Source organism: Pseudomonas xanthosomatis (assembly GCF_019139835.1).
Classification (GTDB): Bacteria; Pseudomonadota; Gammaproteobacteria; order Pseudomonadales; family Pseudomonadaceae; genus Aquipseudomonas; species Aquipseudomonas fakonensis.
On record NZ_CP077075.1, the window covers coordinates 5,600,873 to 5,615,169 of the forward strand.

General features: G+C 64.2%; 9 protein-coding genes and 1 pseudogene. 5 read left to right on the forward strand and 5 right to left on the reverse strand.

The features are described from left to right. Both KSS93_RS26710 and KSS93_RS24750 read left to right on the forward strand, forming a co-directional pair. Nucleotides 1-285: pseudogene (locus KSS93_RS26710) on the forward strand (transposase); the annotation flags it as partial. Beyond that, nucleotides 285-1,355 carry an IS3 family transposase gene (locus KSS93_RS24750; protein WP_263975038.1) on the forward strand — a complete coding sequence of 357 codons (1,071 nt, stop codon included), beginning with the start codon at nt 285-287 and terminating at the stop codon, nt 1,353-1,355. The pseudogene KSS93_RS26710 and the gene KSS93_RS24750, both read left to right, overlap by 1 nt. A 183-nt stretch (nt 1,356-1,538) precedes the next feature. On the opposite strand, the gene KSS93_RS24755 is transcribed toward KSS93_RS24750, so the two are convergent. From KSS93_RS24755 to KSS93_RS24765, 3 genes are all read right to left on the reverse strand, one after another. After that, entirely contained in the window at nt 1,539-3,956 is a 2,418-nt protein-coding gene (locus KSS93_RS24755) for a TonB-dependent siderophore receptor (RefSeq protein WP_217886389.1), read from the reverse strand. A gap of 109 nt (nt 3,957-4,065) precedes the next feature. Continuing rightward, a complete protein-coding gene (locus KSS93_RS24760) occupies nt 4,066-5,028 on the reverse strand; it encodes a FecR family protein (RefSeq protein ID WP_217886390.1) in 963 nt (320 codons plus the stop codon). A 17-nt stretch (nt 5,029-5,045) separates the two neighbouring features. Further along, nucleotides 5,046-5,531, reverse strand: a complete 486-nt coding sequence (locus tag KSS93_RS24765; protein ID WP_217886391.1) for a sigma-70 family RNA polymerase sigma factor — start codon at nt 5,529-5,531, stop codon at nt 5,046-5,048. Nucleotides 5,532-6,114: 583 nt separating this feature from the next. On the opposite strand from KSS93_RS24765, the gene KSS93_RS24770 reads away from it, so the two are divergent. Then, nucleotides 6,115-7,278, forward strand: coding sequence for a type III PLP-dependent enzyme (locus tag KSS93_RS24770; protein WP_217886392.1), 1,164 nt, complete (start codon nt 6,115-6,117; stop codon nt 7,276-7,278). Nucleotides 7,279-7,434: 156 nt separating this feature from the next. Here the strand turns inward: KSS93_RS24770 and KSS93_RS24775 are convergent, their stop codons facing one another. Then, on the reverse strand, nt 7,435-8,184 hold the full coding sequence (locus tag KSS93_RS24775; protein WP_217886393.1) for a tetratricopeptide repeat protein: 750 nt from the start codon (nt 8,182-8,184) through the stop codon (nt 7,435-7,437). A gap of 2 nt (nt 8,185-8,186) precedes the next feature. Next, complete coding sequence (locus KSS93_RS24780; RefSeq protein ID WP_217886394.1) at nt 8,187-8,867, reverse strand: Fe2+-dependent dioxygenase; 681 nt, start codon at nt 8,865-8,867, stop codon at nt 8,187-8,189. Nucleotides 8,868-9,118: 251 nt separating this feature from the next. Between KSS93_RS24780 and KSS93_RS24785 the strand changes: the two genes are divergently transcribed. Both KSS93_RS24785 and KSS93_RS24790 read left to right on the forward strand, forming a co-directional pair. Beyond that, nucleotides 9,119-11,434 carry a TonB-dependent receptor gene (locus KSS93_RS24785; protein WP_217886395.1) on the forward strand — a complete coding sequence of 772 codons (2,316 nt, stop codon included), beginning with the start codon at nt 9,119-9,121 and terminating at the stop codon, nt 11,432-11,434. A gap of 293 nt (nt 11,435-11,727) precedes the next feature. Continuing rightward, nucleotides 11,728-14,280 (forward strand): PepSY domain-containing protein, encoded by a 2,553-nt coding sequence (locus tag KSS93_RS24790; RefSeq protein ID WP_217886396.1) that lies wholly within the window; start codon nt 11,728-11,730, stop codon nt 14,278-14,280. Nucleotides 14,281-14,297: the final 17 nt, after the last annotated feature.

Below are 14,297 nucleotides of genomic sequence, written 5' to 3' on the forward strand. Positions count from 1 at the left end.
ATGAGCAAATACACAGAGCAGTTCAAGCTCACAGCCATCTCAGCGTACCTGGATGGCAATAATGGCTTCCGCAAGGTGGCCCAGCTTTTCGGTGTCGACTACAGCTTGCTACGCCGGTGGGTTTCAAGCCATCAGAGCAAGTTCAGCCTTTCTCCGCGCTCTAACGGGCAGCGCTATGACGACGACTTCAAGCGGCAGGTGCTGAGCTTTATGCACGAGCATCGTCTTTCCATGCGTCAAACCGCAGCGCATTTTGGCCTCGGCCAATCGTCGCAGATAGGCAATTGGCAGCGGCAGTACTACAGTGGTGGCGTTGTAGCTCCTGTGGACCGCCAGAAAAAGCCGATCAAAGTGCCGAAGAAGATCAAACCAGCAAAACCCACAGATACCGACGACTCGCAAAAGCCCCGAGACCAGCTGTTGGCGGAGCTCGAATACCTGCGGATGGAGAATGCTGTCTTAAAGGAGCTCAAGGCTTTGCGGGAGGAAAAGGAACGAATACCAGGCAAAAAGTCCTGATCGCTTCCAAGCTCAAGCCTAGGTTCCCTTTGCCTGATCTGCTGCGGCTGATCGGGCTGGCTCGCAGCACCTTTTACTATCAGGTGCAGAGCCAGCAGAAGCCGGACAAGCATGCCGAGCTAAAAGAGAAGATTCAGCAGGTCTATCACAAAGAGAAAGGGCGCTACGGCTATCGACGCGTTGCACTCGTGATCAGGAAAGGTGGGGTGCTGGTCAACAAGAAGGTCATCGAGAAGCTGATGGTTACCCTGGGTCTGAAATCACTGGTGCGGCCCAAAAAATATAAGTCGTACCGAGGTACTGTTGGCAAGATAGCGACGAATCTGCTGGAGCGAAATTTCGTCGCCCAGCGTCCTAACCAGAAATGGGTGAGTGACGTAACCGAGTTCAAGGTGGCTCAACAGAAGCTCTACCTTTCGCCAGTGATGGATTTGTACAACGGGGAAATCATCGCCTACGAGACGGCTACTCGCCCTCAGTACAGCCTGGTTGGAAACATGCTCGACAAGGCGCTCAAGACCTTGGGAGAGAAGCCCAGGCTAGTGCTCCACACCGACCAGGGGTGGCAGTACCAGCAGGCTCAGTATCGCCACACGCTCCGCAGTCGCGGCGTGAAACAGAGCATGTCTCGCAAAGGCAATTGCCTGGACAATGCAGCTATGGAAAGCTTCTTCGGCACGCTCAAGTCAGAGTTTTTCTACCTCAAGCGTTTCGAGAGTATTGATGAATTGAAAGCGGGCTTGGATGAGTACATTCACTACTACAACCATGACCGCATCAAGCTACGGCTTAATGGCCTGAGCCCTGTCGATTACAGGACCCAGGCGGCAGCTTAAAACTGTCCAACTTTTGGGGGGCAGTCCAGACCTGTGGGAGCAACTGTCTTGTGCTGCCTGTTCCGGCCTCATCGCCGGCAAGCCGGCTCCTACAGGTACGGTACCAACCTGAAGCTCATGCAATCCCTGTGGTGAGCGGCCTTGTGTCGCGATGGGCCGCAAAGCGGCCCCGGCGATCTGCAATCAGAACCCTACACTGGCCTGCACATAGAAGGTCCGCGGCTCACCCACATAAATGCCGGCGTTGTTGTCGCTCGAACGGGTGAAGTACTGCTTGTCGAACAGGTTCTTCACCCCCGCCGCCAGCTTCAGGTTGGCCAACTGCGGACCGAAGTCGTAACCACCACGGGCGTGCCAGGTGACGTACCCCGGAATATCGCCATACTGCCCGTCGGCACTCGGCTCGGTGATGTAGTCGCCGGTGAACGCCCCGCTGCTGGTCACCCCGGTGCCTGGCGCGCGCTGCTTCGATTGGGCGTAGGCATCCAGGTTCCAGGTCCAGTGGTTGACCTGGTAACGCACCCCGGCAGTGGCCACCTGGCGCGAATAGAACGGCAGGTCGCGGCCCTTGAAGCCCGGGATTTCCCCTTCATAGGTGGCGCGGGTATAGGTGTAACCGGCATTCACCGACAGCCCGCTCAGGCGCGGGTCCAGGCCGGCCAGGTCATAGCGCGCCGAAGCCTCGATGCCCTGGTGCTTGGTCGCCCCCAGGTTGGTCCAGCCCACGTCGTTGCTGATGTACTGCAGCTCGTCGTCGAAGTCGATGTAGAACGCCGTCAGCTCACCGGCAAAACCGCCATCGTCATAGCGCGTACCCACCTCGTAGGTCTTGGCTTTCTCGGGCTCCAGGCCGTTGGCGGTGCTGTCGCCATTGCCGCCCTGGCCCAGCTGGAAGTACTGCAGGCTGCCGAACGAGGTCTCATAGTTGGCGAACAGCTTCCAGGCATCGGACAGGTGGTACATCACGCTGAGCGCCGGCAGCGGCTCGTTGCTGGTGATGCTGCGGTTCTTCTCCACCACCGGTGCGCCGTTGGCGCCCAGTACCGGGCGGTCGCGCCAGTCGGTGTTGATGTGCTCGAAGCGAATGCCCGGGGTGATGGTCCAGTTGCCCACGTCGATCTTGTCGTCGATGTAGTAGGCGCTGGCCTCGGTGCCGCCGCTGCGGTCCTGGAACACGTGGCCGTCGGAGCCGGGGACGGGCGTGGGCACGTTGTCCACCAGGCCCAGGCGCGTGGACTGCTCGCGCATGGCCTCTTTCAGGTAGCGGTAGCCGACGCTGACCTCCTGGGTGGTGGGGCCGGCGAAGAACACCCGCGACAGGCGCGGCTCGATGGCGAAGGTGTGGTAGTTGCGCGGGTACGACGACAAGGTCTTCATGTCGCGGGCAGCGATGGCGCTGCCGCGAAAGCTGTCGGTGTAATAGGTGAGCACTTCAAGCTGGGTGGCATCGTCCAGCTGGCGCTGCCACTTGAACGACACGTCCTTGCGCCGCCCGGCGAAGTAGTCGTAATCACGCAGCGACTGGTACGGGTTGCTGTCGTACTGGGCCTGGGTCAGGCCACCGGGCATGTCGGCGCGGCCATCGTAGTAATGGAAGTTGAGCCAGAACTCGTCGACATCGGTGGGCGCCCAGTGGGTCTTGAGGATCACATCATCGATGTCGTTGCCGTTGTTGCTCTCGCGGTAGCCGTTGCCGTTGACCCCGGTGTACAGCAGCGCCACGCCCATGCCGTTGTCGGCGGTGCCACCGACGAAGGCCGATTCGGTGTGTTTCCAGCCACCGCGCTGCGAGGTTTCAAGGGTGGTGCCAAGCTCGGCCGAAGCCTTTTCGGGGATGGCCCGGGTGACGAAGTTGATCACCCCGCCGACGTTCTGCGGCCCATAGCGCACGGAACCGGCCCCACGCACCACATCGATGCTGTCGAGGTTGCCCGAAGAGATCGGCGCCATCGACAGCTGCGGCTGGCCATAGGGTGCGAACGCCGCCGGGATGCCGTCGATCAGCACCGTCGAGCGCGGCGACAGCCGCGAGGTCAGGCCGCGCACGCCGACGTTCAGCGACAGGTCGCTGCCGCCGGTGCCGTTGGAGTCCTGCACCTGCACCCCGGGGATGCCACGCAGCACGTCACGCACGTTCATCGCTCCCTGCTCGACCATCGCCTCGCGGCGCACCACGGTGCGCGCGCCGGGGTGGTTCTGCACCACGCTCTGCTGGGCATCCCCCAACCAGTCGCCGACCACCTTCACGTCGGTGGGCGCCAGCTCCAGGCTGCCGGTGGTGAGGGTGCCGGCAGGTTGCGCAGGCTTGACCACCACGGTGTCGGCAGATTGCTCGAAGGTCAGCCCGCTACCCTTCAGCAACTGTTGCAGGGCCTGCTCCGGGGCCAGGTTGCCAGACACCGCCGGCGCCTGCTTGCCGGCCACCAGCTCCGGGCTGAAGAACAGTTGCAACTGGGTTTGCTGGCCCAGTTGCTTCAAGGCCGATGCCAGCGGCTGGGCCTGGATCTGGATGCTGTCGGCGTAGCTGTTGGCGGCGGCGGCGCTGACCGCCAGGGCCAGCGCCAGGCGGCGCAGGGTATGAAGGGGCTTGTTGTTGTTCACGTCTTCGATAAATCCTGAGAGGTCGGGATAAACGCCAACCGCATGCAAATGTAAATGCTTGGCAGTTGCAGCTGGCGGGGAAGACGAACGGGCGAAAAAAAACCTGAATCTATTTTGCAATTATTTCGCTGGAGCCATCGGCGTGCTGCTTCACCGCCACCGGCAGGATGCTCGGCAAGGCGCGCAACAGGGCGTCCGGGTCGTCGGTGCTGAAGGTGCTCGACAGGCGCAGGTTGGCGACCTTGCCCGGTGCCACGCGCAGTGGCTGGGCGCGGTAGCGCGACACTTCGGCCACCACTTCGCTGAGCGGGGCGTTGTCGAACACCAGCTTGCCCTGGCGCCAGGCGGTCAGGGCGCCGGCATCCACGGCGTAGGCCGGGGCCACCTGGCCATGGGCATCGATGTGCGACCCCTGGCCTGCGCCCAGTTGCGCCAGCGACGCGCCCGCGCCCTGCACCCGCACCGAACCCTGCTCCACCGCAACGCGGGTACTGGCCGCATCCTGGCGTACATCGAAACGGGTACCGGTGACGGTCACCTGGCCCTGGGCGGTGCCGACCACGAACGGCCGGGCGCTGTCGTGGGCGACAACGAACATCGCCTCGCCCTGGTTCAGTTGCACGTGGCGTTGCCCCGGCGAAAACTCGACGCTCAGGCGCGTGGCGCTGTTCAGCTCAAGGTGCGAGCCGTCGGGCAGCTCGAAGGTGCGCCGCTCGCCCATGGCGGTTTGCAGCGCCGCGTGGTGGTTGAGCCGCTGGTACTGCCAGCCCGTCCATCCCAACCCCAATGCCGCCAGCGCCACCCCGGCGGCCAGGGCCTGGCGCAACACACGGCGGCGCGGCAGCTGGCGCACGGGCTCGGCGCGGCACAGGGCTTCGAGGCGTTGCCGGGGGATGAAGTCGGCAGCGCGCCACAGCTCCACCAGCCGCTGGTACTCCTCGCGGTGTTGCGGCGCCTGGGCCAGCCAGTGCTCCAGTTCAGCGCGCAGCGCAGCATCGCCCGGCGCGTCCTGAACCCGGGCAAACCAGGCGGCTGCCTGCTCGCCCACCGGCTGCGCAAGCTGCTGTTTCATCGATCGGGTCTCCTGACTCATCCGGCCACATCCAGGTGCTCACGCAGGTGGCGGAGCGTGCGGATCATATACTTTTCGACCATGCTCTTGCTCAGGCCCATGCGCTCGGCGATCTCGGCCTGGGTCAGGCCCTCGAGCTTCTGCCAGATGAACACCTGGCGGCAGTTCAGCGGAAGCTCGGCCAACGCCCGCTCGACGCTGTCGGCCAGCTCCAGGGCGTGCACGTAGGCTTCGGGGTCGCTGCCGGCGCCGGCGCCTTCATCGACCGCCTCCAGCGCCAGGGCCTGGCGGCGGTCTTCGCGGCGATAGCCGTCCACCGCAATGTTGCGCGCGGTCTGGTGCAGGTAGGCACGCGGCTGCTCGACCTGTTCGCGCGGGTTTTCCAGCACGCGCACGAACGCATCATGGGTGAGGTCCTCGGCCTGCTGACGACTGCGCAGCTTGCGCGTCCAGGTGCCGATCAGCTCGTGGTAGTGGTCGAAGAAGCCTTTGTGTCCGGACACGGTCAGGGTCGTCAGGGCGGCAGACAAGGGTGCGAATAGTAATGTTTCGCATCAAAACCGGCAATTCCGCCAGTCGGTAACAAAAAATTTATGCGCAGTTTCATGGACGGACGTGCCAGGAAAATGTGGCCATAAATATGAACACCTCCGGCCTCTTCGCGGGTAAACCCGCTCCCGCAGGAATAGCTCAGTCCCTGTGGGAGCGGGTTTACCCGCGAAGAGGCCAACACGGTCCATTCCACAATATTTAACGCCCAAGACATGCCGGGGAACATCTGCCGGTCACACGAGTCGGTTATTCAGAATGCAGGTGGCCGATCCGCGACGAACACGCCCGGATTGCCTGTTGATCTTGCTGAGTTCACGCCCTAAAGTGCGCGCCGAACGTCCATGCTGGAAACGATCCATCCGGCTCAAGTACTGACGACGAGACAGCAAGGTCACCCGCCGCCGCTTCACGGGCACGGTTGACCTTTTTGCTTTCGGCGACATGCCTTGGGAAGTAGGCGAACCAAAGTGGGGATACGGAGGACGTTCAGTTGCAGCCACTTATCTTTTCAGTTTGCCCATGGAGCCCTTGAGCATGTCGATCCAGGTCGAAGACTATTTCGCGCGTGACACCTTCCAGAAAATGAAGGCGTTCGCCGACAAGCAGGAAACCCCGTTCGTACTCATCGACACCCAGATGATCAGCCAGGCCTATGACGACCTGCGCGCCGGGTTCGAATTCGCCAAGGTGTACTACGCGGTCAAGGCCAACCCGGCGGTCGAAATCATCGACCTGCTCAAAGAGAAAGGTTCGAGCTTCGACATCGCCTCGATCTACGAGCTGGACAAGGTGATGAGCCGCGGCGTCAGCGCCGACCGCATCAGCTACGGCAACACCATCAAGAAGTCCAAGGACATCCGTTACTTCTACGAGAAAGGCGTGCGCCTGTTTGCCACCGACTCCGAAGCTGACCTGCGCAACATCGCCAAGGCCGCCCCGGGCTCGAAAGTCTACGTGCGCATTTTGACCGAAGGCTCGACCACCGCCGACTGGCCGCTGTCGCGCAAGTTCGGCTGCCAGACCGACATGGCCATGGACCTGCTGATCCTCGCCCGCGACCTGGGCCTGGTGCCTTACGGCATCTCGTTCCACGTAGGCTCGCAGCAGCGCGACATCAGCGTGTGGGACGCAGCCATCGCCAAGGTGAAGGTAATCTTCGAGCGCCTGAAGGAAGAAGACGGCATCGAGCTGAAGCTGATCAACATGGGTGGCGGCTTCCCGGCCAACTACATCACCCGCACCAACAGCCTCGAAACCTACGCCGAAGAGATCATCCGCTTCCTCAAAGAAGACTTCGGTGACGACCTGCCGGAAATCATCCTCGAGCCTGGCCGTTCGCTGATTGCCAACGCCGGTATTCTGGTCAGCGAAGTGGTGCTGGTGGCGCGCAAGTCGCGTACCGCCGTGGAGCGCTGGATCTACACCGACGTGGGCAAGTTCTCCGGCCTGATCGAAACCATGGACGAAGCCATCAAGTTCCCGATCTGGACCGAGAAAAAGGGCGAAGCCGAAGAAGTGGTCATCGCCGGCCCGACCTGCGACAGCGCCGACATCATGTACGAGAACTACAAGTACGGCCTGCCGCTGAACCTGGCCATCGGCGACCGCCTGTACTGGCTGTCCACCGGTGCCTACACCACCAGCTACAGCGCCGTGGAATTCAACGGCTTCCCGCCGCTGAAAGCCTACTACCTGTAATGCAAGACGGGGCCGCAAGGCCCCGTTTTTGTTTGTGCCGGCCTGCGCAGGCCTATTCGCGGGCAAGCCCGCTCCCACAGGTATGGCGCCCGCCCAAGGCATTTCACATACCCTGTGGGAGCGGGCTTGCCCGCGAAAGCGCCAGCACAGCCGACATCAAACGTCGCGCCGTTCGATCTCCTCGGCATAGCGCTGCGCAAAGCTCATCAGCGAAGGCCCCGCACCCTGCAGGGTGGCCAGCGCACTACGCAAGAAGTTCAGGTTCCCCTCCTCCCGCGCCCGCTCCAGCCAAGGCGCCGCCTCGGCAACCTCGCCCCGCTCCAGCAGCACCAGCGCCAGGCTGAACATGCCGCGAAAATCCCCCGCCTCGGCCGAACGCCGATACCAGCGCACCGCCCGCGCAGGGCTTGCGGAGGTGGCAATACCCTGCTCCAGGTAACGCCCGTACAGGTTCATCGACTTGGCATGGCCCAACTGCGCGCCCTGCTCGTAGCAGGCCAGTGCCTGGGCCTGGTTGGCCGGCACGCCGCGCCCGGTGGCCAGCAGGTTGCCCAGGTTGTACATGCCCCAGTCCAGCCCCGCATCGGCGGCGCGAGCATAGTGGATGGCCGCCTGAGGCAGGTTCACCTCACCGCCCCAGCCATGCTCCAGGCAGCGCCCGAGCATGTTGTGGCCCATGGCGCTGCCACCTTGGGCGGCAATGCTGAACCAACGCCGGGCAACCACCTCGTCGGCCTCGATACCCAGCCCGTCGAGCAGGATCTGCCCCAGCAGCAACTGCGCCTCCACCACCCCTTGCCCGGCAGCGGCCAGAATCGCCTGGGCCGCCTGGCCCGGGCTGTGCTCGAGCATGGCCTTCAGGCCCGCCACATCCACCAGCTCTTCACGGCGCAATTGATACGACATGCTCAAACCTCAGCCCAGCGGCGCAGCAGGTTGTGGTAGGTGCCGGTCAGCTGCAGCAACGACGGGTGCTCGGGCACATCGGCAGTGAGCTGGCGAATGGCGTTGTCCATCTCGAACAGCAAGGTGCGCTGGCCGTCGTCGCGCACCAGGCTCTGGGTCCAGAAGAACGCCGCGTAGCGCGCGCCGCGGGTGACCGGGTTGACTTTGTGCAGGCTGGTGCCGGGGTACAGCACCAGGTCGCCGGCAGCAAGCTTGACCTGCTGCACGCCGTAGGTGTCCTGGATCACCAGCTCGCCGCCGTCGTAACTGGCCGGGTCGCTTAGGAACAGGGTCGAGGACAGGTCGGTGCGCACCCGCTCCGGGCTGCCTTTGGGCTGGCGCAGGGCGTTGTCGATATGAAAATCGAAACTGCCACCCTCGCGGTAGCAGTTGACCAGCGGCGGGTAAACCTTGTGCGGCAGCGCCGCCGACATGAACAACGGGTTGCGCCACAGGCGGTCGATCAGTGCGCTGCCCAGCTCCTTTGCCAGCGCATGGCCTTCGGGCAGTTGCAGGTTGTGCTTGGCCTTGGCCGACTGGTAGCCGGCAGTCACCTTGCCATCGGCCCAGTCCGCCTGCTCCAGCGCCTCGCGGATACGGCTGATCTCGTCAGCGTCGAACAGCCCGGGAATGTGCAGCAGCATGGCGGTGGTACCTGGAGCCTAAGGGGGGGTCAATGATATTGATTCCCTTTTACGCGACACAAGCCCCTTCATCGGTTGACTCCCAACCTTAACGCCCCGCGATCAGGGCCCGGCACACCCTTGTTAAATTCATGAAACACAAGGTGTAAAGAATGTAAATTCTTAACGAATGGTAACGCTTCTCAATTGTTACTTACATTCGCTTACATTAGCATCCGCGGCCTTCACTACCTTGGGGAAGGTCAAAAACAATGCGCCACGTGCCAAACGCCGTCAGTTCACCACGCCTGCTCGCCTCTGCCATCGGCATGGCGATCACCGCCACTTCTGCCTACGCCGCAGACCCTGCCGCCAGCTCCGCCATCACCCTGGACGCCACCAGCGTCAACGGCAAGGCCGAGCAGGCCAGCACCGACTACAAGGTCGAAAAGGCGTCGTCGCAGAAGTACACCGCGCCACTGGTGGACACCCCGCGTTCGGTCACCGTGATCCCGCAGCAGGTGATCAAGGACACCAACGCCCTGAACCTGCAGGACGCCCTGCGCACCGTGCCGGGCATCACCTTCGGCGCCGGTGAAGGCGGCAACCCCCAGGGCGACCGCCCGTTCATCCGCGGCTTCGATGCCCAGGGTGACACCTACCTGGACGGCGTGCGCGACACCGGCGCGCAAACCCGCGAAATCTTCGCCATCGAGTCGGTGGAAGTGGCCAAGGGCCCGAACTCGGCCATCGGTGGCCGTGGCGCCGCCGGCGGCACCATCAACCTGGTGAGCAAACGCGCCCACCTGGGCAACTCGCTGGATGGCGCCTGGACCTGGGGCAGCGACCAGACCCAGCGCTACACCTTCGATGGCAACTACCAGTTCAGCGACAGCGTGGCCGGGCGCCTGAACCTGATGACCCACGAAAGCAACGTGGCCGGGCGCGACAAGGTCAACTACGACCGCTGGGGCATCGCTCCGTCGCTGGCCTTCGGCCTGGGCACCCCGACCCGCGTCAACCTCGACTACTACCACCTCGAAAGCGACGACCTGCCGGACTCGGGCATCCCTTACACCGTGCCTGCCGGCGGCACCGGCAACCGCACCTCGGCCAACCCGAGCAAGCCCTACGCCGGTGGCGACAGCAGCAACTTCTACGGCCTGACCGGGCGTGATTTCCGCAAAAGCCGGGTGGACATCGCCACCATCGCCATCGAGCATGACCTGACTGACGCGCTGACCATCAAGAACACCCTGCGCCACGGCAACAGCATGCAGGACTACATCCTCACCCAGCCTGACGACAGCAAGGGCAACGTCAACAACGGCAGCGTCTGGCGCCGCGCCAACACCCGCGTGGGCAACACCGCCACCACCACCAACCAGACCGACCTGTTCGGCGAGTTCTACCTGGGCGGGCTGAAAAACAGCTTCTCCACCGGCATCGAGCTCAGCCGCGAAGAGAGCAAGCGCTCGACCTACAACGTCAACACCGACACCACCCCGGGCAGCCCGGGCAACTCCAGCACCAACTGCACCCCAGGCATGATCGGCCAGGGCAGCGGCTACAACTGTACCTCGCTGGGTAACCCGAACCCGGACGACCCGTGGAACGGCGCCATCTCGCGCAACTACGCCGGCACCACCACCCGCAGCAACACTGCGGCCCTGTACGTGTTCGACACCCTCGAGCTGACCCCGCAGTGGCTGCTGAACATGGGCCTGCGCTATGACCACTTCGATACCGAGTTCCGCGGCTACAACGCCGACGGCTCCACTGCGGTCAACAGCAAGGGCGTGGTCTCCAAGGGCGAGGACACCAGCGAGTTCGTCACCGGCCAGCTGGGCCTGGTGTGGAAGCCGGCCGACAACGGCAGCATCTATGTGTCCTACGCCACCTCGGCCACGCCACCGGGTGCGTCGCTCGGCGAAGGCATGGAAGGCAACCCGCTGGGCGGCACCACCGACCGCCCCGGCAACCTGCTGAGCAGCGACATGGAGCCAGAGCAAACCACCAACTACGAACTGGGCACCAAGTGGGACCTGCTCAACGAGCGCCTGTCGCTGACTGCCGCGCTGTTCCGCACCGAGAAGGAAAACGCCCGGGTGCAGGTGGACACCACCACTTACGAGAACGTCGGTGAAACCCGCGTACAGGGCATCGAGCTGTCGGCCAGCGGCAAGCTCACCGAGAAATGGCAGGTGTTCGCCGGCTACACCTACCTGCAGGCGCGCCAGGTTGACGGCGGCCCGCTGGGCAAGGCCAACGACGGCAACCAGCTGCCCAACACCCCGAACAACAGCGCCAGCCTGTGGACCACCTACCAGGTCACCCCAAGGCTGACCATCGGTGGTGGCGCCTTCTACATGGACGAGGTGTACGGCAACGTGGCCAACACCACCATGGTCGACAGCTACGTGCGCTACGACGCGATGGCCGCCTACAAGCTGACCAAGAACATCAACCTGCAGTTGAACGTGCAGAACCTGACCGACGAGGTCTACTACGACAAGGCGTTCTCCACCCACTTCGCCAACCAGGCGGCCGGGCGCACGGCGCTGCTGACCACCAGCGTGCATTTCTGATAGCAACCAAAGCTGGTCGATACCTGCACCGGCCCTTTCGCGGGCAAGCCCGCTCCCACAGGGACTGCTTGAGCTTCAGGCCAGTGCCGTACCTGTAGGAGCCGGCTTGCCGGCGATGAGGCCGGTTCAAGCACCTGTGCGAACCCTGTGGGAGCGGGCTTGCCCGCGAAGAGGCCGGCACAGGATGGCCTGAACTTGCAGCCCTGCGCCCCGTTCATTACTGAACGGGGCGTTCGCGTATCAAGGCATAATGCACGCCGCGCAACAGACGGCGGCAATACAAGGTGAGAGACGTGGTGAAGAAGACGCTGTTCCAGCTGCACTGGTTCTTTGGCATTACCGCAGGCCTGGTGCTGGCCTTGATGGGTATCACCGGGGCACTGTACTCGTTCCAGGAAGAACTGCTGCGCGCGTTCAACGCCGATGTACTCAAGGTCGAGGTACGCGCCGAAGGCGTGCTGCCGCCAGCGGAGCTGGTACAGCGGGTCGAGGCCGCCCAGGGCGAGAAGGTCGCGATGCTGTGGGTGGACGTGCGCGAAGGCAATGCCGCACGGATCTTCTTCACCCCGCCGCCCGGCGAGCGCCGCGGCACCCTGCGCTACGCCGACCCGTACACCGGTGAGCTCAAGGGCGAAGCCGCGGGGCAAGGTTTCTTCAACCTGATGCTCAACCTGCACCGTTTTCTGGCCATGGGCGACACCGGCCGGCAGATCACCGGTGCCTGCACCTTGATGCTGATTTTCTTCTGCCTGTCTGGCCTTTACCTGCGCTGGCCGCGCAAGGCGCTGAACTGGCGTACCTGGCTGACCCTGGACTGGGCCAAGAAGGGCCGCGCCTTCAACTGGGACCTGCACGCGGTGTTCGGCACCTGGTGCTTATTGTTCTACCTGCTGTTTGCCCTGACCGGGCTGTTCTGGTCCTACGAGTGGTACCGCGCCGGGCTGAACAAGCTGCTGGCAGACCCGCCTGTGGCAGGCGAGCAAAAACGCGGCGAAAGCCGTGGCCGCCACGGGCCGCCCAAAATCGACAAGAACGCCCCGGCGCTGGTGGTCGACTACGACGCCATTTGGGCCAGCCTCAAACAGGCCGCAGGCCCGGGCCTGGCCATGTATAACCTGCGCCTGCCACCGGCGGGCGGGCAGCCGGCCAACCTGTTCTACCTGCAAGCAGACGCCGCGCACCCGCGCGCCTTCAACACTCTGGTGCTGGACCCGGCCACCGGCCAGGTGAAAAGCCACGACCGCTACCTCGACAAGTCCTTCAAGGCGCAGCTGCTGCAAAGCGTCTACGCCCTGCACGTGGGCGAATACTTCGGCCTGCCGGGGCGGATCATCGTCACCGCTGCCAGCCTGACCATGCCGCTGTTCTTCGTCACCGGCTGGCTGCTGTACCTCGACCGCCGGCGCAAGAAGCGCCAGGTGCGCGCTGCCCGTGGCGCGGTGGGCGCTGCCGGCAAGGCGGGCGACAGCTGGCTGGTGGGTTTTGCCAGCCAGAGCGGCCTGGCCGAACAGCTGGCCTGGCAGAGCGCCGGCCAGTTGCAGGCCGCAGGCTACCCGGTGCAGGTGCGCCCGCTGGCTGAACTGGGCGAGCCCGAGCTGCGCCAGGCCAACCGCGCGCTGTTCGTGGTCAGCACCTTTGGGGATGGCGAGGCGCCGGACAGCGCCCGCGGCTTCGAACGCAAGGTCATCGGCCAGCCCTGGGCGTTGCAGCACCTGGACTACGCCTTGCTGGCCCTGGGCGACCGCCAGTACCCGCACTTCTGCGGCTTCGCCCGGCGCCTGCAGGCCTGGCTGGCCGAGCGCGGTGCCAGCAGCGCGTTCAGCCCGGTAGAGGTGGACAACGCCGACCCGGCCGCGCTGCAACTGTGGCAGCAGGAGCTGGCGCAACTGACCGGCACCCAGCCGGTCGCCGCCTGGCAGCCGCCAAGCTTTGGCAACTGGACCCTGACCAGCCGCGAGCTGCTCAACCCGGGCAGCCAGGGCCAGCCGGTGTACCTGCTGGGCTTGCGCCCGCAGGAGCCGGCCAGCTGGGAGGCCGGAGACCTGGTGGAAATCCTGCCGCTGAACGGCCAGCCGCGCATCGACGCCTTCCTGCACGGCATGGCGCTGGACGCTGCGGCCCAGGTGCAGGTCGACGGCCTGAACGAAACCCTCGGCCAGGCCCTGGCCGGGCGCCAGTTGCCGACCCGCCGCGACCACCTGATCGGCTTGCATCCGCAGGCGCTGGTGGATGCACTGGTGCCCATCGGCAGCCGCGAATACTCGATCGCCTCGATTGCCAGCGACGGCGTGCTGGAGCTGATCGTGCGCCAGGAGCGTCACCCCGACGGGCACTTGGGCCTGGGCTCGGGCTGGCTGACCGAGTACCTGCCTGTGCAAGGCAGCGTCAGCCTGCGCCTGCGCCGCAACAGCGGCTTCCACCTGCCCGAGGGCGATGCGCCGCTGGTGCTGATTGGCAACGGTACTGGCCTTGCCGGGCTGCGCAGCCTGCTCAAGGCGCGTATCGCGGCCGGTGAGTCACGCAACTGGCTGCTGTTCGGCGAGCGCAACCGCGCCCACGACCTGCTGTGCGCTGCGCAGCTTGAGGGCTGGCTGGCCAAGGGCGAGCTGGCGCGGCTGGACCTGGCGTTCTCGCGTGACCAGGCCGAGAAGGTTTATGTGCAGGATGTACTGCTGCAACAGGCTGGCGAGCTCAAGCGCTGGGTCGAGCAAGGTGCCTGCATTTATGTGTGCGGCAGCCTGCATGGCATGGCGGCCGGGGTGGATGCTGCGTTGCAGGGTATGCTGGGGCAGGCGCAGGTGCAGCAGTTGATCGAGGATGGGCGTTATCGGCGGGATGTGTACTGATTTGAAATTGATGTAAG